General features: G+C 37.3%; 21 protein-coding genes. All 21 read right to left on the minus strand.

What is annotated here, in order from left to right; translation table 11 throughout:
• Positions 1 to 8 precede the first annotated feature (8 nt).
• Positions 9 to 734 carry an iron-sulfur cluster repair di-iron protein gene (gene ric, locus F564_RS0108735; protein ID WP_028122306.1) on the minus strand — a complete coding sequence of 242 codons (726 nt, stop codon included), beginning with the start codon at positions 732 to 734 and terminating at the stop codon, positions 9 to 11.
• A gap of 214 nt (positions 735 to 948) precedes the next feature.
• Complete coding sequence (locus F564_RS0108740; protein WP_028122307.1) at positions 949 to 1,374, minus strand: c-type cytochrome; 426 nt, start codon at positions 1,372 to 1,374, stop codon at positions 949 to 951.
• An 11-nt stretch (positions 1,375 to 1,385) separates the two neighbouring features.
• Positions 1,386 to 1,949 (minus strand): SCO family protein, encoded by a 564-nt coding sequence (locus F564_RS0108745; RefSeq protein ID WP_028122308.1) that lies wholly within the window; start codon positions 1,947 to 1,949, stop codon positions 1,386 to 1,388.
• Positions 1,950 to 1,964: 15 nt separating this feature from the next.
• Complete coding sequence (locus F564_RS0108750; RefSeq protein WP_028122309.1) at positions 1,965 to 2,786, minus strand: formylglycine-generating enzyme family protein; 822 nt, start codon at positions 2,784 to 2,786, stop codon at positions 1,965 to 1,967.
• Between the two features lie 243 nt (positions 2,787 to 3,029).
• Positions 3,030 to 4,064, minus strand: a complete 1,035-nt coding sequence (gene nirK, locus F564_RS0108755) for a copper-containing nitrite reductase (RefSeq protein WP_028122310.1) — start codon at positions 4,062 to 4,064, stop codon at positions 3,030 to 3,032.
• 132 nt (positions 4,065 to 4,196) lie between these two features.
• A complete protein-coding gene (locus tag F564_RS0108760) occupies positions 4,197 to 4,628 on the minus strand; it encodes an RrF2 family transcriptional regulator (protein WP_028122311.1) in 432 nt (143 codons plus the stop codon).
• A gap of 79 nt (positions 4,629 to 4,707) precedes the next feature.
• Positions 4,708 to 5,664: a DUF438 domain-containing protein gene (locus F564_RS0108765; RefSeq protein WP_034981156.1), complete on the minus strand. Its 957-nt coding sequence runs from the start codon at positions 5,662 to 5,664 to the stop codon at positions 4,708 to 4,710.
• Between the two features lie 164 nt (positions 5,665 to 5,828).
• Entirely contained in the window at positions 5,829 to 6,734 is a 906-nt protein-coding gene (moaCB, locus tag F564_RS0108770; protein WP_028122313.1) for a bifunctional molybdenum cofactor biosynthesis protein MoaC/MoaB, read from the minus strand.
• Positions 6,735 to 6,791: 57 nt separating this feature from the next.
• Positions 6,792 to 7,229: a molybdenum cofactor biosynthesis protein MoaE gene (locus tag F564_RS0108775; protein ID WP_028122314.1), complete on the minus strand. Its 438-nt coding sequence runs from the start codon at positions 7,227 to 7,229 to the stop codon at positions 6,792 to 6,794.
• Positions 7,226 to 8,314, minus strand: a complete 1,089-nt coding sequence (locus tag F564_RS0108780) for a HesA/MoeB/ThiF family protein (RefSeq protein ID WP_228373885.1) — start codon at positions 8,312 to 8,314, stop codon at positions 7,226 to 7,228. Before F564_RS0108780 ends, F564_RS0108775 begins: the two co-directional genes overlap by 4 nt.
• A gap of 11 nt (positions 8,315 to 8,325) precedes the next feature.
• The gene (locus tag F564_RS0108785; RefSeq protein WP_034981158.1) at positions 8,326 to 8,559 is read right to left on the minus strand and encodes a MoaD/ThiS family protein; all 234 of its coding nucleotides are present in this window, start codon (positions 8,557 to 8,559) and stop codon (positions 8,326 to 8,328) included.
• 153 nt (positions 8,560 to 8,712) lie between these two features.
• A complete protein-coding gene (locus F564_RS0108795; RefSeq protein ID WP_028122317.1) occupies positions 8,713 to 9,513 on the minus strand; it encodes a TonB-dependent receptor plug domain-containing protein in 801 nt (266 codons plus the stop codon).
• 2 nt (positions 9,514 to 9,515) lie between these two features.
• Positions 9,516 to 10,079: a molybdenum cofactor guanylyltransferase gene (locus tag F564_RS0108800; RefSeq protein WP_028122318.1), complete on the minus strand. Its 564-nt coding sequence runs from the start codon at positions 10,077 to 10,079 to the stop codon at positions 9,516 to 9,518.
• Between the two features lie 13 nt (positions 10,080 to 10,092).
• A complete protein-coding gene (locus tag F564_RS0108805) occupies positions 10,093 to 10,434 on the minus strand; it encodes a winged helix-turn-helix domain-containing protein (protein ID WP_028122319.1) in 342 nt (113 codons plus the stop codon).
• Positions 10,422 to 11,618 (minus strand): molybdopterin molybdotransferase MoeA, encoded by a 1,197-nt coding sequence (locus tag F564_RS0108810; protein WP_028122320.1) that lies wholly within the window; start codon positions 11,616 to 11,618, stop codon positions 10,422 to 10,424. The genes F564_RS0108805 and F564_RS0108810 overlap by 13 nt, the downstream gene beginning before the upstream one ends.
• Before the next feature lie 64 nt (positions 11,619 to 11,682).
• Positions 11,683 to 12,291: a molybdopterin-dependent oxidoreductase gene (locus F564_RS0108815; RefSeq protein ID WP_028122321.1), complete on the minus strand. Its 609-nt coding sequence runs from the start codon at positions 12,289 to 12,291 to the stop codon at positions 11,683 to 11,685.
• Between the two features lie 69 nt (positions 12,292 to 12,360).
• Entirely contained in the window at positions 12,361 to 13,359 is a 999-nt protein-coding gene (gene moaA / locus F564_RS0108820; protein WP_034981160.1) for a GTP 3',8-cyclase MoaA, read from the minus strand.
• Positions 13,343 to 13,627, minus strand: a complete 285-nt coding sequence (locus F564_RS0108825; RefSeq protein WP_028122323.1) for a DUF6755 family protein — start codon at positions 13,625 to 13,627, stop codon at positions 13,343 to 13,345. The genes moaA and F564_RS0108825 overlap by 17 nt, the downstream gene beginning before the upstream one ends.
• A gap of 154 nt (positions 13,628 to 13,781) precedes the next feature.
• Positions 13,782 to 14,309 carry a QcrA and Rieske domain-containing protein gene (locus tag F564_RS0108830; RefSeq protein ID WP_028122324.1) on the minus strand — a complete coding sequence of 176 codons (528 nt, stop codon included), beginning with the start codon at positions 14,307 to 14,309 and terminating at the stop codon, positions 13,782 to 13,784.
• Positions 14,310 to 14,319: 10 nt separating this feature from the next.
• A complete protein-coding gene (locus F564_RS0108835; protein WP_028122325.1) occupies positions 14,320 to 14,895 on the minus strand; it encodes a 4Fe-4S dicluster domain-containing protein in 576 nt (191 codons plus the stop codon).
• A gap of 13 nt (positions 14,896 to 14,908) precedes the next feature.
• Positions 14,909 to 17,140 carry a molybdopterin oxidoreductase family protein gene (locus F564_RS0108840; protein ID WP_028122326.1) on the minus strand — a complete coding sequence of 744 codons (2,232 nt, stop codon included), beginning with the start codon at positions 17,138 to 17,140 and terminating at the stop codon, positions 14,909 to 14,911.
• Positions 17,141 to 17,143 lie beyond the last annotated feature (3 nt).

Below are 17,143 nucleotides of genomic sequence, written 5' to 3' on the forward strand. Positions count from 1 at the left end.
TCTTTATCTTAATGTTCTACAGAAAATTCTTTTTCTAATTGAATTGCTTTAGGGAAAAGAATATTATTTTCTAAATGAATATGTTTATGAAGATCGTTTTCAAAGTCCTGAAGCATAGCAAATGTCACTTTGTAGGTATTACAAGCGTCTGCAGGCGGTGTATATTCGTTGGTAAGATCTGCGATTTTTCTTAATCTTTCACCTTCTACAGTATGCTCGTGCTTCATCATATTTACTGGATTTTCTACTGTTCCGAAATGAGGTTGTTGAATGGCTTCATTAGAAATTTTCGCCTTCACCATATTTTTCACAAAAGGGAAAAGAATCAATTCTTCTTTTTTCATGTGTGCTGCCAAATCCTGTGCAGACGCAAAAAACAAATCTCTAATTTCGAATAACTCCGGATGTGCGCCACCGTGAACTTTGCATAATTTATCTAAAAACTGTTGTAGAACTGGCGTTTTTTCTTCCACATAACGGTGATGTGTTTTCTCCACATAATCTGCCAAAAGATCCAAGGGCCAACTGTTGAAATCGATAGAATTTCCATCCGTTTTCGGAAGATTTTCTATGTCTGCGTAGATTTGATCTTTATCCAAACTCTTCGGACTACAAGCTTCCTCTATTGTTCTTCCGCCTTTACAGCAAAAATCAATGCCGTATTTTTTAAAGATCGCTGCGGTTCTGAAATCTGCTGCTACGATGTCTCCTATAAAATCTGTTTGTGTATTCATAATTTAATACTTTTTTATCTTTTATTATTTTAAAAATTTTTGTTTTTTTAATGTCAAATTCTAAATGAAATGGATTACAATTAATACTCTTTTACAGCATTGCGAGAGGATAAACTACTAAAAACTAACTACAATTAAAACTCGCAATGCCGTAAAAAAGCGGGAACTGAAGACATAAAAAATTTTCGTTCCCATTTGGTTATCATCTTCTACCCTACTTTTTCAGAGACAGAATATATTTTACCATTTTCTGTGCATTTTCTTTGCTCAATCCTGCGTGTGGCGTCATCGGAATCTCGCCCCAAACACCTTTTCCACCATCTATTATTTTTGTAGCAAGATGATCAATATCTGCATCGGTATATTTTGCAGCAACATCTTGATAAGAAGGACCTACTAGTTTTGCATCGATCTTGTGACAAGAGAGACAGTCAGCGCCTTCCACTAAAGACTTGCCTACAGAAATATCGTCTGTTGCAGCCGGTTCATCCGGATTGGCAGGTTTCACTGTGGGAAAAGCATCCGGCTCATAAGATGTATTATCTGCAACTGGAGGTTTTTCTTTTGGAGCTTCCTCTTTTTTGGAACAGGAAATTTGGGCTAAGGACAACATTAATGTTGCTAAAAATAATCGTTTCATAATTTCTGATTTTATAATTCTATTTGTTTTCTAATTTCGTTGGCGGTGACTTCAGTATTTTCATCTAAACCTTCTTTTTGGAATGCGAGCGTTCCGTCTTTTGCATAAACACTGATGATGTTGGAATGCGAAAATTCCATCGGAGAAATCTCTTTGTATTTGATTGCCATTATGTTGGCGAGTTCTCTCGTATCTTCTTCACTGCTTCGGATGAAAGTCCATTCTTTCTCGTCAAATTGGTTGGTTTTGAGATAAGCTTTCATCACTTCCGGTGTATCAGTTTCAGGATCGATGGAGATTAACACATATTGAATTTCATCTGGATTTACTTTCCCTACTTTTTTAGAAATATTTCGCATCTCGGAGGTGAGCCGTGGACAAGCGGTTTTGCAGGAAGTGAAAATCATTGCTGTCACTATCACTTTTCCTTTGAAATCTTTTAATGAAATCTTGCTTCCATCTTGCTTTTCCCATTCAGAATTGACGTTGAAAATGGAATCTGGTTTCAGCGGTTCGATTTTTTGACTGCAGGAAAATAAAATCAATGCAATCAAAAAGTATAGTAATTCTTTCATTTCTTTAGTTTTAAATTAATCTTTTGCACATCGGAAACCCAGGTTATTCAGACAATAATCAGCTTTCAGACTTCCTCGCAGTGCATATCTTACGAATGCGGCGTAATTCCGAAGATCTGAAGAAGTGACCGCTGCTCCGGCGCAGAAAAGATTGTCGTTTGTGGCATTGTCTTTTCTGGATTCTCCGCTCATCATCACCGAATTAAAATCGAACGTCCATTCCCAAACCATTCCGTACATATTGTGAACGCCGTAGTAATTGGCCGAATCTTGCGCTACTACTTGTTTTGCTTTGTCTTTTTTCTGATACGATTTTAAAATAAAATCTGTGAATTCTGGTTTTTTTGAGGCATTTTTGGTTTTCCGGTCTGCCAATGCTACAAATTCCCATTCATCAATTGTGGGCAATCTTTTCCCGACACTTTTCGCATATTCCTTTGCTGCAAACCAGGAAACATTGGTCACTGGCGCGTTTGGACTAAGGTTTTCGGGAATTTCGAAATCGCTTTTCCAATGTTGAAGGTAGGTGCTGTCTGCGTACAATCGTTTTACTTTACTTTTGGCCCATTGAGGATTTGCTTTGAGAAACTGGAGATACTCTGCATTGGTAATGGGACTCTCATCCAGATAGAAGGTTGGAACTTTTACAATTCTGCCGGAATCTTTTCCGATAAAAGCTTCGTAGGTTCCACCACTTATTTTGACCATTTTTTTTGAGTTGGAGATTAATTTTAAACGGTCTTGAATCCGGGTTTCCGTTTCTGGCATTTCGGAAGATCCGGAACAGGATAACAGCGTTACCGCAATTGCTAAAAACATACTAACCCAAAATCTCATTATTTCTCATTTTAAAACCTCAATGTAACCACAAGTAAAACTTTTTATTTTCTAACATTTTATTCCGGCGAATATATCTTCTACTAATTACCTTTAATTTGGATCGATGAATCTGGTTCATCAGTTTATCGAAACCTGACCTGAACGGAGTTCTTTTTGTAACTAGGCACGAGGAGCAAAAAAGCGGGAATGGAGGGCGGAAAAGCTGCCCAAATAAAATGGATTTTTAATTATTTCTAAGTTTTAATTCTTTTTGTAAACGGCTGGATTATCAGCTCCTGTAATTTTGATTTTGCCTAAAGCACCTTTGTTGAATGCCCGGAAAATCGCGTGGTCAACAATCACATATTCGCCCGGAACTGTCGCTTTAAACTCTACGATTGAAGCTCCGCCTGGAGGAATTACCGTTGTTTGTACATTCTCATTAATTTTACTTCCAGCTTCCATATACACTTTATCGAAAATTTCGCCGATAACGTGGAATGATGATGTCAAATTTGGTCCACCATTTCCGACAAAAAATCTTACGGTTTCACCGACTTTTGCCTGAAGTTCATTTTCTCCCAACAAAGCGCCTGTATTGCCGTTGAATACTACATAATCTGGATGTTCGGCGATGGCTTTATCCATATCAAATTCTTGAAGACCTTTGTCTCCAAATTTCCCTTTGGTGTAGAAATCACCTTGCATAATGTAGAATTCTTTGTCAACTTTCGGCAATCCGCCTTCTGGTTCAATTAAAATGAGACCGTACATTCCGTTCGCAATGTGCATCCCAACTGGTGCGGTGGCGCAATGGTAAACGTACAAACCTGGGTTTGTCGCCTTAAAAGTGAAAACTTTTTCTTTTCCCGGCGCTACGAAAGTGGCTTCTGCTCCGCCTCCAGGACCGTTTACAGCGTGTAAATCGATGTTGTGAGGAAAGGTAGAATTTTCGTTATTTTTAAGATGAAGTTCGATGTCGTCTCCCACTCTTGCTCTGATGAAACTTCCGGGAACCGTTCCGTTGAATGTCCAGAAATTATATTGAGTTCCGTCTGCCAACTCGCCCACTTTTTCGATGGTTTCTAATCTAACGATAACCTTTTTTGCGGAACGATTTCCGATGGGTGCGGGAACATTTGGTGCAACTGCAAACTTGTGTTCTTCGGTGGTTCCGTCGGTTTTGATTTGTTCTGCATCCTGTTTATTTTCTGAGGAAGCAGATTCGTTTTGTTTGCAGGAATTCAACCCGATGAACGCAGACAAAACAGCTGCAAGGAAGAGTGATTTTTTCATTTTTTCAGAATTTTTACGATTTTTAGTTGGTTTTAATTTCAAAAATATTTTAACAAGATATAAATACCTTTTGGTATTTTATTTTAATGAAATTTTATTGTTTTCAAATATTTTAATTCAATAATATTGATTTTATTTTTTTAGAAATGTGAGTTTTAAATCTAAATTCTTGACAAACATTTCGATTTTAGAATTTTCCAGCATATCTTTTATTTCCTGTCGAATATGCTTAAAATCGTTATGAATAGGACAAGGATGATTTTCTGAACATTCTTTGAGACCTAGACCACAACCCGAAAAAAGTTTGTCTCCGTCGATTTCTCTCACGATATCTGCAACAGATTGCTGAAGATTTTTCCCTTCCATATAAAAACCGCCGTTCGGACCTTTTGCTGACTGTACAAAGCCTTTTCTGCTGAGATCCTGCAATATTTTCGCAATGAAATATTCCGGAGAATCTATTCCTGCTGATATATCTTTAATCCCTACCCGACTTCCGTCTTTAGACTTCTGTGCGATGAAAATCAAAGCTCGGATGGCGTACTCGCAGGTTTTAGAAAACATTTGTTATTTTTATATAGCAAAGATATAAATCTAATTTGAAATAAAAGACAAATTAGTATTTTATTTTAAATGACAATTATCACTCCCACTCCAAAAGTCTTCTTTCGCCTTCAATTTTTTTGGTCTCGGAAATATCCTGTGACATTTCGATTACGCCTCGGTAATTTTTTTGCGAATCACGAACTGCAAAATACCGAACATAAATCAACTTCTCCCGATAATTAAACCAAAACGAAGCTTCATTCTGTGTGCCTTTTCGAAATTCTTCCAAAATTTTCAAAACGGTATCTACACTTTTCGGTGGATGGCAAAAACGCACTTCTCTACCGATGATTCCTGCACTTCTCGGGAAAACCCGCTCTTCTCCACGGTTGTAGAAAATCACACGGTCGTTTTCGTCAACATAGGTCAAATCGAGTGGCAAAGTTCTAAACAAAAGATTGACTTGCTCAATCGTCATATAACCTTCGTCAAAATGTGATGCATTTTCATCATAAACCACGTCAGTTCTCACAGTGGTGTCTTCCGAAGGATGTACATATTGGCTTTCTTCGGGATATTTTGCAGGCGATTCGCTCAGCATCCAACCGATTTCGTCTTCACCCTCACGCATTTTTATCCATTCTTCGTCTGTAAGAATATCCATTGCATTTGGGAACAAAACCCGTTTTTCAACATCCATCAGGTTTTTCAAATTCTGACCAGCGTATTCTACGTTTTGTTTGGCGGAATCTAAATCTTTTTCATCAATATTCTTTCTAATAATTCTAAAAATATCCCGAATCGTATCGTGGAAAGACCACATATTTCTGGAAGGTCCTGTCCAGCCTTTCTGCTCCAAAAACGGAAACAGCTGATTTTCTTTTCTTTCAAATCTCCTTTCAACTGTGGAAAGATGATTGAAAAGATTATAAAATTTCTGAAATTCTTCGTTAGGATTTGTATTGGTAAGTTCTTCTAACAAAGAAATAATCAGCTCCTCTTCCACCAAATACGTATGAACTGGATGCCCCGCCTTCAATTGATTTTTATCCATTCTAATTTTAATAAAATATTAATATCTTTTTGTCTTTTATTTTAATAAAGAAAACCAAAGTGTTTTGGTTTTCTCTTTTCCTTTTTAGATTGACAAATTTAAGGTTTGAAATTCAAATAAAAGATGTTTTAGTATTTTATTAATCTGATATTAATCAGTTCAAATTAATGCTGCCCACCATTCAAAATTTTATAAATATGCAAAATCCCGGGAAACACTGCATCCATCGATTCTTCCGCGCCTTTTGTAGAACCGGGAAGTGCGATGACCAAAGTGTCGCCAATCATTCCTGCAACGCTTCTGGAAAGCATAGAATATGGTGTACGCAATTGCCCGTAACTTCTGATGGCTTCGGCAACGCCAGGAATTTCTCTGTCCAACAGCGGTCGTACAGCTTCCGGAGTGACATCACGTTTTGAAAGTCCGGTTCCGCCAGTAATCATTATTAAGCCGATTCCGTTTTCAACATCAGATTTTATTTTATTTTGAATATCTAAAATTTCATCAGGAATAATCACATAATCGTTTATTGTTACATTATTCTTTTCCAAAGATGAAATAATGGCTTTCCCTGCCTTATCTTCTTTTTTTCCGGCAAAAATACTGTCGGAACAAACAATAACTGAAGCATTAATTCCTTCTCCTGAATCTTTAATGTCAGATTTCCCACCTTTCTTTTCAATCAATCTGATGTTTTTGATTTCGATATTTTTGTCGATGGGTTTCAACATATCGTACATCGTCAAAGCTACAACAGAAACCGAATGCATCGCTTCCACTTCTACTCCGGTTTTGTAAATCGTGTGGATTTCTGAAGTAATATGAACATCCAAATCTTTAATTTCAAACTGAATCGATGCGAATTCTATCGGAAGCGGATGACAATCGGGAATGATGTCGCTGGTTTTTTTCGCACCGAATAATCCAGCTGTTTTTGACATTTCGAAAACATTTCCTTTAGGAACTTTGTTGTTCACAATCGCATCGATTGTTTCCTGCGAACTCACGCTGAGAACGGCTTCAGCAATTGCTTTTCTGAGTGTGTTATTTTTATGAGTAATATTAACCATTATCTACTATTTTTAAATTATTTTAATGAATTTGATAAAAATATAAATTGAAAAAAATTACTTATTTTCTTTCCAAGAATGCGAATCGTCTTCAAAAATTTCCTTTCCCCAAAGCGGAATTTCTCTCTTAATTCTATCCACCATTTCGTCGCAAGCATTGATGGCTTCTTTCCGATGTGGCGCAGATGTGAAAACGAAAAGACAAATTTCCCCAACCTTAATTTTTCCCAAGGAATGGTAAATATGGGCGCAGGTCAACTCATATTTCATGATGATCTCTTCACGGATTTCATGGGCTTTTTCGAGCGCCATTTCTTCGTAAGTTGTAAAATCTATCGCCTGAACTTTTTTGTCATCAATCGCATCTTCACGAATCTGACCTAGGAAAATGCTGTGTCCGCCAATCGTGGTTTTAACGGTGTGTTTGGTGATACTTTCCGCAACAAATGCTGGATTGATGGGACCTTCAATAAAGATATTTTTGATTTTTTTCATTTTAAAATTGATTTTGCTCCGGCTGGAAAATGCTTGATTTCCTTTTCCGGAAAATGATTTTTTGCGATTTCTAATGCTTTTCTGCTTCGGATTCCAGATGCGCAAACGAAACAGAGATTTTTATAGGAATTGAATTGATTTAAATTTTCTTCTAATGAAACTAAAGGAAATTCTAAGATTTTTAATGATAAAATTCTCGGTTGCTCATCGGCTTCTCTCACATCAATCAAAATGCTATCCTCTTGATTTAAAAACAATTGAAGCTCTGAAAACGAACTTATTTCATCATTTTTATTAAGATTACAAAACTCGTTATAATCAAAGTTTTGAAATTCTTCAATAGTTTTTGGTCCCGATTTTTCTTGATTTTCATTAAAATTAATTGTCATTGATTGATAATTTTTGGTATTAAAAATCAATAATTGGTGAATTAGAGTTTCGGGAGAGCCGGTTATTAATTTGATGACTTCATTCGCCTGAAAAGTCCCGATAACAGCCGAATGCGACGGCAAAACTCCCGCCTCATTGCAAGTCGGAACTTCATTTTGATTGGGCGGAATCGGGAAAAGGTCACGATAATTGGTCACTTGATTTTCCTTTTCCACATTAAAAACCGAAACCTGACCTTCATCCCGAAAAATCGATGCATAGACCAAAGGTTTTTTCATCAAAAAGCAAGCATCATTCAGTAGATATCGGGTTGTAAAATTGTCGGTGCAATCTACAATAATGTCGTAATTTTCAATTAAATGAATAACATTTCCGGTCGTTATGCGCTCATTAAAAATTTCAATTTCGGCTTCGGAATTTCTGTTTTTCAGATGTTTTTCGGCAACGATAACTTTGGGGAAACCAATATCTTTTTCATCAAACAAAAACTGGCGATGCAGATTTTGAATTTCAACCACATCAAAATCTACAATCCCGATTTTCCCAATTCCCGAAGAAACCAAAACCTGAAGCGCAGGACAACCCAAACCTCCCGAACCAACCACCAACACAGAAGAATTCAACAATTTATCTTGCGAAGAAATCCCAAAATCCGGAAGGATGATTTGTCTGTTGTATCTTTCTAAATTCATCATAATTTTAAATTTTAACCTCCCGAATATGGCGGTAACAAAGCAATTTCTGATGGTATGGAAATGATTTTGCTATCGTTTGCTTTCACGCCGTTTACGATAATTAAAAAAGTTGATTCTTTCAATTCTGGGAATTTTTCGAAGAGTTTTACTTTTAATTCTGAAACAGACTTTACGTTTTCAGAATCCAAATCGTATTCGTTTCCGTTGAAAATATCGGTCAGTTTTCCAAATATTTTTAGTTTCATTTTAATTAAATTTAAAAATGATAATTCACTGCTGTGATGAAGTTTCTGCCCTCTTTTGGATAGCCGTAAGAAAGGTAATAATTTTTGTCAAATAAATTTCTAACACCCAAATCGAAGTTGACTCCTTTGACAATATTTACCGATAATTTTGCATTAACCAAGGTAAATTGCGAAGGCGATGTCTTTATCCGCATTTTGGGAAATAATACTGAATGAATACTCGTCTGTTTTGTTTGGCGTGTAACCGAATTTCGCACTCAATCTCACATCCATAAATTTAGAATTTACCCTTTCCAATGAAGGTTGTAGCGGAGTTCTGTCAAATTTTCTTGAACTCAGATAATTATCAACGTTCAAAAAAGAAGCAGAACCCATAATGTAAAATTTATCTTGTCTGGATCCGATGTTGAGCGCCGTGAAATAAGAATTCACACCCGTTCCGTCTGCAAAACCAACGCCCGATTGACCATCAATATCCAAAGCTTTGATAGGTTTTTTGGATACGATGTTCACAGCTCCACCCATCGTATTTGGCCCATGTTGTACAGAAACCAAACCTTTTTCCACAGAAATACTATTAATATCAAAAGTCGTAAAACGGCTCAAATCAAAATTGCCATGGTAAGGCGTATAAATAGGAATTCCATCAAAAAAAACAGGCGTTCTGAGCGAGTTGAATCCCCTTACCAAAATACTTCCCTCATTTCTAGCACCCATTTGCGTAATACTCACACCGGACAAAAGATTGACTGCATCTACAACATTCGTTTTATTAAAATCCTTAATCAACTGCGCATCAATCTTGTGAATTGGGCCTTCATTTTTTTCTTTTCCCAAAATATTTACTTCCTGGATTTCGTAATAATTATTTAAGGAATCTACCTTAGTTTTTTCCTGTGCGTACACGTTTAATGATAGCACAATTGCTCCTGCCACTGCATAATTCTTATTCATTTCTATAAATTGTTGTTGAATATAATTTCTGCATTCCGGAAGTTTTCCGGCGTATTTATATTTAAAAGCTGATGCTCAAAACTGTCTTCTAAATCGATGTAATGAGCGTTTTGTTGTTCCAAAAAGCTAATCATTCTGAGGTTTCCGCTTTCGATGGTTTTCTTTAAATCTGTAAGAATAGAAAAAGGATAAATGCCTAAAACTGGATACAATTTTTCGCCAAAACGCACGACATTGATTCTGTTTTCTATTTTTTTTTGAAGAATATTTTTAATTAAATCTGAAGAAACGAAGGGCATATCGCAACTGCAAACAAAAATATCTTCCTGGCAAAATTCTAAGGCGGAGCGAATTCCACCAATGGGACCTTTTTGTGTCGTAACATCTTTAATAATACCCTTCGAAATTGGATAATTATTATGATTTCCTGAAATAAAAATCTCTTCAAAAACAAAAAACAAATTATCGATAACGTGCTGTATCACGGTTTTTCCGCCCAAAATCATCGAGGCTTTATCTTGTCCCATTCTGGAGCTTTTGCCTCCTGCTAAAATGATGGCTTGCATTTTTTTATTTTATTTAAAATTTTGGAACATCAAACATCTCATCTTCAGAAAATTTCATAAAACATTCCTCGGCTGTTTTGAATTTTTTTACAATTTTTTTTCCGTATTCTGTGAGTGAACTTTTTCCGCCGGATTTCCCGCCCGCTTTTTTGATGACTATTTCTTTGGACGAATTGGCGTTGATGTCCCGCACAATTCCCCACGCTTTTCGATACGGAATTTTCAAAATTTTTGAAGCTTCTGTGATGGAACCCAACTCATCGATTTGCTCCAAAAGCCTAGCTCTTCCGATGCCGATTTTCAGTCCGGATTCGGTTTCAATCCAGATTCTTCCTTTGATTTTCAGACTTTCCATATTTTGACTTTTTCTCCGATGTTGATTTCTGTTTCGCCTTCAGCAAATTCCACCAGACAGTTGGCTTGTGCTACAGAATCCATTTTATAAGATTCCTGCGCATTGAGAATTTGTACTTTTCCTTTTGCGTAAAAAGCTTTCAGAAACTGGGTTTGCTCTTTGTTTTTTTTCTTTGCAAAAGATTCTGAAATGCCCCAATCTTGTTCTTCATCAAACTCTTTTCGTCCAATGCAACCGAGCAAAAACGGCTTCACATATTGATGATAGCAGGAAAAAACAGAAGCTGGATTTCCGGGCAACGCAAAAACAAATTTCTCTTCAACTTTTCCGAAATACAAAGGTTTTCCGGGTTTTTGTTTGATTTTGTAAAATAATTCTGAAACACCTATTTTTTCCAAAGCGGGTTTCACATAATCATAATCTCCTACAGAAATTCCGCCTGTAATCAATAAAACATCCACCGTTTCTAAGCCTTTTTTTATAGCAGAAAAAGTCGCTTCCTCAGTATCTTCAACGTGATTAGTGAACGAAAACTGATGATTAATTTCTGCCAAAGCCGATTGAAGCGTGTAGGTGTTAGAATTGTAAATTTCCCCTTCCAGAAGTGGTTTCCCTATTTCCACCAATTCATTTCCCGTATAGAGAAATCCGATTTTTAATTTTTTGTGAACGGCTATTTTCTCAATTCCAAATCCTGCTAAAAACCCGATGACTGCGTGATTGACCAACGTATTTTCTTCAATTATTTTTGTTCCGATTTTGGTTTGAGAAGCTTTCAAACGAATATTTTTTTCTTTTGAAATTTCATCATCATTTAATTGTATTCTGTCGTCAATTCTGCTTGTTTTTTCCTGCATAATCACGGTATCGACACCATTAGGAATTTTTGCTCCCGTAAAAATGCGCACCGCTTCTCCTCTACTCAAAATAAAATCGTTTTTGGAAATCCCAGCAGGAATGATTTCAGTGACTTTTAATTCTGAAAAATCTTCCAAATCCTCAAATCGAAATCCGTAACCATCCATCGCAGAATTGTCGAAAGACGGAACATCTAATGTTGCAAAAATCGGTTCTGAGGTGTAAGAACCTTGTGCATCTAAAATTGGGAGCGTCACTTTTTCTGTACGGAAAATTTGTGTTTCGATTATTTTTTTAGCTTCGGAAACGGAGATGAAATGGTTCATTTTTGATGAGTGTTGAATGTTTGATGATGGAAGAATTAAAGGTCATTTCTTACACAATTTCGAATTATTTCACGCGGGTTACTTCGATGCTTTTCAGCCATTTGACATGGCGTGGACCGGTTTTGGCATCAGTCATACTTACTAAAATCATTTCTCCTTTTTCTTTCAGCGGTTTTCCGTTTTGCTCAAATAATACAAATACTTTTTCGCCAGTCGGATTGTTGAATAATTCTGCCCAAGAAAATGTGGCTTTGTAATCGTCTGAAGCTCTTGCAACAATGTAGAAATTGCGGTCTTTATGCTCTTGTTGTGCGATTTTTGCTTTTTCCAAAATGTCGGTTAGCAAAACTCCTTTTGTAGATTCTACGCTGTCTTTGGTCAATCCTTTCTGGCAAACAATTTTGAAATCTTTGAGTTCTACGACTTTCATTTTTTTCAAAGAATCCACCGTTAAAGTCAATGGTGTTAAGACATCCCCCGTTACTTTTATTTCTTTACTCACATATTTTAAATCATCTTTCTCGTCGTGTTTGTGGTTTTCTTTTTCTTCAGAATGTTTTTGAGAAGTTTTTGCAGAATTATCGTTCGCTGTATTGGTTGCTTCAGATTTTTTGCATTGTAACATTGTGATTGCAATCATCACAATCGTAATCAAATTGGTTAATTTTTTCATTGGTAATTACTAATGAATTGTTTGAAATCTTATGGTTATGTTTTTTTATCCTATCGGTTGGCAAAATTTTTATCCGCCAATTTTTATCATACTTCTGTTGATGATTTTCTGGTTGTTTACATTTTCCATTTCGGAGAATTGTCCGCCTTTTTCTTTGTGTTTTTTGATGATTCCGAGTTGGATGAGTTCGGTTACATTTTCATTATTTCTAAAAGATTTTAACAAATCGAATTCATCGGCACCAAACAAACAGTTTTTCATTTTTCCGTCAGATGTGATACGGATTCGATTGCAACCAGCGCAAAAGGAGTTGCTCATTGTAGAAATCAAACCAAAGACACCTTTACTTTCTTTATTAATTCTGTATTTTCTGGAGGTATCATTCTTGCCGTCTGCCACCTTTTCGTAAGTGAAATGTTCTGAAACCAAGGTGAGCATTTCTGAAATGGGAATGACTTTATTTTTCTCCCAAGAATTTCCTGTAAATGGCATAAATTCTATAAACCTCAACTCTATGGGATAATGATGAGAGAGTGCGATAAATTCAGGGATTTCGTCCTCATTGAAACCTCGCATCACAACAACATTTAGTTTTACATTGAATCCACGTTTTATGCTTTCTTTGATATTGTCCCAAACCGTTTGAAAAAGGTCTCTTTTCGTAATATATTTAAATTTTTCCCGATCAAGAGAATCGATGCTGATATTGAGATTTCTGACGCCACATTTCTCAAATAAATCAAAATATTTATGAAGCAAAACGCCGTTGGTTGTAATTCCAATACGCGCATCCAAGGTAGAAATTTGTTGAATAATGGTTTCAAAATCGGTTCTTACCAAAGGTTCGCCACCTGTAATTCTGATTTTATTGATATTAAATTGTTGAACGAAAATTTTAGAAATTTCGAAAATTTCCTGACTGTTCATCAACTCGATGGAAGGTGTACTTTTGAACGGTTCATCGGGCATACAATACAGACATCGGAAATTGCAACTATCGGTAATCGAGAGTCGGAGATAATCGTGTTTTCGCCCGAAGGAATCGAGTAAATCAGTAGGCTTTGTCATCGTTTTCGGCTTCTGAATTTTTGATTTGTCCGGTCGGAACATCGGGTACATATCTCAAAAAGAAAATGGTACAGAGAAATATCACAACAGAACCGATTGCGGAATACCACGCAAAATCGATATGTTCTTTGTCTAAAGCTTTGTTGATGGTTCCAAACAAAAGCCACATCTGCATACTGACCAACAATATGTAAATGCTGATGATGGCAACCAACATTTCGTTGACGCGGAAGGTTACTTTTTTGATGGGTTTCTTTCGTATTGACATTTTGTTATTTTTATAGTTTATTTAGAACCTTCGAATGATTGCAACCCGGCTTGAACCGAGCTCTTTTTGAGAATTTTAACTTGGGAAAAGCCTCGGGAAATTTGCAAAAAAGCGGGGACTTCAGACGGAAATAGTTGCCAAATTAAATATCGTTTTATCCGTGACCGTTTGTTTCCTTGGCTTCTTTGATGAAATCTGTCACGAAAATTTTATCTTCTTTGATAACAACCGTCAATTGTGGAAGCGGTCTTGGTGGCGGACCTTGAATGACAGAACCATCATCCGGATTGAAAAAACCATGATGACAAGGACATTCTATCACTTTTTCATCGTGATTGTATAGGACAGAACACGAAAGATGCGTGCATTTTTGCTCGAAAACTTTCCATTTGTCTTCGGCTAATCTGATGAGCATATAGGGATTTCTGTGGTCTTCGTTGATGTAGAAAGTCCGCATACCACCAACATTGAGGTCGGTGGTCAATCCCACGAAATATTCGCCGAGTTTTTCCTCTTTTTTGAAATGATTGAACACCGGAATCGCAACATTTGCCAATGCTAAAGTCCCAGAGAAAAAGGTGATGAGTTTGATGAATTCTTTGCGGGAAACGTAGGCTGCTTCTCGTTTTTTGATGGGAAAATCGGCTTTCCAGGCGGGGATTTTTTTATTATCTTCTGACATTGTATTATGATTAAAAAACTTTTAATTCTTCGCTGCCTTTCGGCATCATGATATTCACTTTGGTATTCACGACTTCTTTCCCGAAAATAAAGCGGTTGACAGGTGAACTGTTTGGTCTTTTCTTCGCCACATTTTCTCTGGTATCAAAGGTTAATGCGCCACTCGGACAAACTGTTGCACACATTGGCTTGAGTCCAGTACTTGTTCTATCGTAGCACATATTGCATTTCATCATCAACATTGCGCTTTGATCCGGAATTTGTGGAACGCCGAACGGACAACCGATGACGCAATTGGCACAACCGATGCATTTGGAAGTATCTGCTGTGTGCACGATTCCGTATTCATCTTTTGTGATTGCGTCTGCCGGACAAACGTTTGCGCAAATAGGGTCTTCGCAGTGCATACAAACCTGAACTGTAGTCTGAATCGTCTCTGCTCTGTCAACATAATGAATATGAATCATTGAGGTTTCTCCGTTGGTTTCACACTCTGCACAAGCCATCTCGCACGCGTGACAGCCAATGCATCGCTGCATATCCACGAAGAACTCCATATCATTAAATTTTTCAAATTGCTCCGCCATAATTTTTTAAAATTTAATATTGAATATCTCTACTTTGGTTGGCAAATTCTTCTGAATTTTCTCCTTTTTTACGTCCTGTTTTTTCCACTTTGCAGGCACAAACTTTAAACTCAGGAATTTTTGAAACCGGGTCCAAAGCATCGATGGTTAATTGGTTTGCAGAATTCACTCCGCCCCAATGATAAGGGATGAAAACAGTGTCCTGTCTGATGGTCTCCACCACATTTGCAGGAAATAATGCGCTTCCACGTCTTGTAGAAACTTTAACCAAATCATTTTCTTCGATGCCATATTTTGCTGCCAATTTTGGATGAATTTCCAGCAAAGGTTCCGGATACAAATCAACCAATTTCCCAATTCTACGGGTTTGTGAACCGCTTAAATATTGGCTTACAACTCTACCCGTCGTCAACACAATAGGATAATCTTCATCTGGTTCTTCAGTTGGTTTTTTATAAGGCGTTGGGTTGAAATGCGCTTTTTTATCGTTTGTATTGAAAACTTTGTCTTCCCAAAGTCTCGGTGTTCCGGGATGGTCTTCGGTTGGACAAGGCCAGAAAATTCCGAGATTTTTTTCTACTCTTTCGTAGGTAATTCCGTAATAATCTGCGGCGCTTCCTCTGGATGCAACTCTTAATTCATTAAAAGTTTCTTCGCTGTTTTTATAATTAAATTTATCACCTTGGCCTAATCTTCTGGCGAGCTCCATTAAAATTTCGCTGTCTCGCTTAGCTTTTCCCGGTGGGTCAACCACTGCACGGATTCTGATGACGCGACCTTCCGCAGAAGTTGTTGTTCCTTCTTCCTCTTCCTGCAAAGAACCAGCGAGAATAATGTTGGCGTGGCGCAAAGTTTCTGATAAAAAGAAATCAATTCCGGCGTAAAACTCTAATTTTTCTAATGCTGCACGAACGTTACTGTTGTTTGGCAAAGAAACCAAAGGATTAAAACAAATTGAAAGTAAACCTTTAATCTCGCCTCGGTTAATCGCCTCAATAATTTCGTAGGCACTTAAACCTTTTCCGGGCATATCTTCTTCTTTGATTCCCCAAACATTGGCAACAAATTTTCGATGTTCGGGATTTTCGATGTCTCTGTTTCCTGGAAGTTGGTCGCATTTGTGACCGTGTTCACGACCGCCTTGTCCGTTCCCTTGCCCGGTAATGGTTCCGTAACCGCAATAAGGTTTTCCTATTCTTCCGGTTGCCAAAACTAAATTGATACAGCTTGAAACGTTCTGAACACCTTTAGAATGATGTTCGATTCCGCGAGCATGCATCAGGAAACTGGTTTTGGCTTTACCCCACATTTCTGCGGCTTTATAAATTAATTCTTTGGGAATTCCTGTAACTTCTTCGCCCCATTCTAGCGTACATTCTTGTACTGCTGCAACGGTTTCTTCAAATCCTGAAGTGTAATTATTAATAAAATCGTTATCCAGCCAATTGTTATCAATTAAAACTTTCAACATTGTATTCGTCAATGCAGAATCGGTTCCGGGTCTCAATGGCAGATGAATATCGGCAGTTCTGGCAATCGGGATTTGGCGTGGGTCGATGACAATTAATTTGGCTCCATTATCACGAGCTTCCCAGATTTTATGGGTTAAAACAGGGAAACATTCACTCACATTTGCTCCGGTAATGATGATGACTTCTGCGTGCGCCAAATCTGCCCAACTGTTGGAAGACCTGTCCATCCCGAAGGCTTTTTTGTTTCCTGCACCTGCACTTACCATACAAAGACGACCGTTATAGTCGAGGTTTGCAGTTTTCAGGGCAACTCTGGCAAATTTCCCGACCATATAACTTTTCTCGTTCGTAAGAGAAACGCCGGATAACATTGCGAAAGAATTTTTCCCGTATTTTTCCTGTATTCTTTTGATTTCATTAATGACAACATCGTACGCTTCGTCCCATTCTATCGGCACAAAACCTTTACCTTCTACCCTTTTGTACGGCGAAAGCAAACGGTCCGGATGATTGTCCTGCATGTAGCGCTGTACACCTTTTGGGCAAAGTCTGCCTTCATTAAACGGAAACTCATTCCAAGGTTCAAAACCTACTACTTTTTTGTCTTTTACTTTTAATTGAATGCCACATTGCAAACCACAAAAACAGCAATGCGTTTTTACCAAAGCATCAGGATTTTGAGGATTAGACCTCACGGTACCTTTGTTTGGATAATGTTTGTGCGGTCCGAAAACATTGATAATTTCGTCGGCTGTTACGGGTAATTTTGCCATTTT

The organism is Epilithonimonas tenax DSM 16811 (assembly GCF_000428485.1).
In the GTDB taxonomy this organism is placed as follows: Bacteria; Bacteroidota; Bacteroidia; order Flavobacteriales; family Weeksellaceae; genus Epilithonimonas; species Epilithonimonas tenax.

Excerpts from the sequence above, each read along its gene's own strand:
- ric (WP_028122306.1), bottom strand. The coding sequence starts at position 734 with ATGAATACACAAACAGATTTTATAGGAGACATCGTAGCAGCAGATTTC.
- F564_RS0108740 (WP_028122307.1), bottom strand. The coding sequence starts at position 1,374 with ATGAAACGATTATTTTTAGCAACATTAATGTTGTCCTTAGCCCAAATT.
- F564_RS0108745 (WP_028122308.1), bottom strand. The coding sequence starts at position 1,949 with ATGAAAGAATTACTATACTTTTTGATTGCATTGATTTTATTTTCCTGC.
- F564_RS0108750 (WP_028122309.1), bottom strand. The coding sequence starts at position 2,786 with ATGAGATTTTGGGTTAGTATGTTTTTAGCAATTGCGGTAACGCTGTTA.
- nirK (WP_028122310.1), bottom strand. The coding sequence starts at position 4,064 with ATGAAAAAATCACTCTTCCTTGCAGCTGTTTTGTCTGCGTTCATCGGG.
- F564_RS0108760 (WP_028122311.1), bottom strand. The coding sequence starts at position 4,628 with ATGTTTTCTAAAACCTGCGAGTACGCCATCCGAGCTTTGATTTTCATC.
- F564_RS0108765 (WP_034981156.1), bottom strand. The coding sequence starts at position 5,664 with ATGGATAAAAATCAATTGAAGGCGGGGCATCCAGTTCATACGTATTTG.
- moaCB (WP_028122313.1), bottom strand. The coding sequence starts at position 6,734 with ATGGTTAATATTACTCATAAAAATAACACACTCAGAAAAGCAATTGCT.
- F564_RS0108775 (WP_028122314.1), bottom strand. The coding sequence starts at position 7,229 with ATGAAAAAAATCAAAAATATCTTTATTGAAGGTCCCATCAATCCAGCA.
- F564_RS0108780 (WP_228373885.1), bottom strand. The coding sequence starts at position 8,314 with ATGATGAATTTAGAAAGATACAACAGACAAATCATCCTTCCGGATTTT.
- F564_RS0108785 (WP_034981158.1), bottom strand. The coding sequence starts at position 8,559 with ATGAAACTAAAAATATTTGGAAAACTGACCGATATTTTCAACGGAAAC.
- F564_RS0108795 (WP_028122317.1), bottom strand. The coding sequence starts at position 9,513 with ATGAATAAGAATTATGCAGTGGCAGGAGCAATTGTGCTATCATTAAAC.
- F564_RS0108800 (WP_028122318.1), bottom strand. The coding sequence starts at position 10,079 with ATGCAAGCCATCATTTTAGCAGGAGGCAAAAGCTCCAGAATGGGACAA.
- F564_RS0108805 (WP_028122319.1), bottom strand. The coding sequence starts at position 10,434 with ATGGAAAGTCTGAAAATCAAAGGAAGAATCTGGATTGAAACCGAATCC.
- F564_RS0108810 (WP_028122320.1), bottom strand. The coding sequence starts at position 11,618 with ATGAACCATTTCATCTCCGTTTCCGAAGCTAAAAAAATAATCGAAACA.
- F564_RS0108815 (WP_028122321.1), bottom strand. The coding sequence starts at position 12,291 with ATGAAAAAATTAACCAATTTGATTACGATTGTGATGATTGCAATCACA.
- moaA (WP_034981160.1), bottom strand. The coding sequence starts at position 13,359 with ATGACAAAGCCTACTGATTTACTCGATTCCTTCGGGCGAAAACACGAT.
- F564_RS0108825 (WP_028122323.1), bottom strand. The coding sequence starts at position 13,627 with ATGTCAATACGAAAGAAACCCATCAAAAAAGTAACCTTCCGCGTCAAC.
- F564_RS0108830 (WP_028122324.1), bottom strand. The coding sequence starts at position 14,309 with ATGTCAGAAGATAATAAAAAAATCCCCGCCTGGAAAGCCGATTTTCCC.
- F564_RS0108835 (WP_028122325.1), bottom strand. The coding sequence starts at position 14,895 with ATGGCGGAGCAATTTGAAAAATTTAATGATATGGAGTTCTTCGTGGAT.
- F564_RS0108840 (WP_028122326.1), bottom strand. The coding sequence starts at position 17,140 with ATGGCAAAATTACCCGTAACAGCCGACGAAATTATCAATGTTTTCGGA.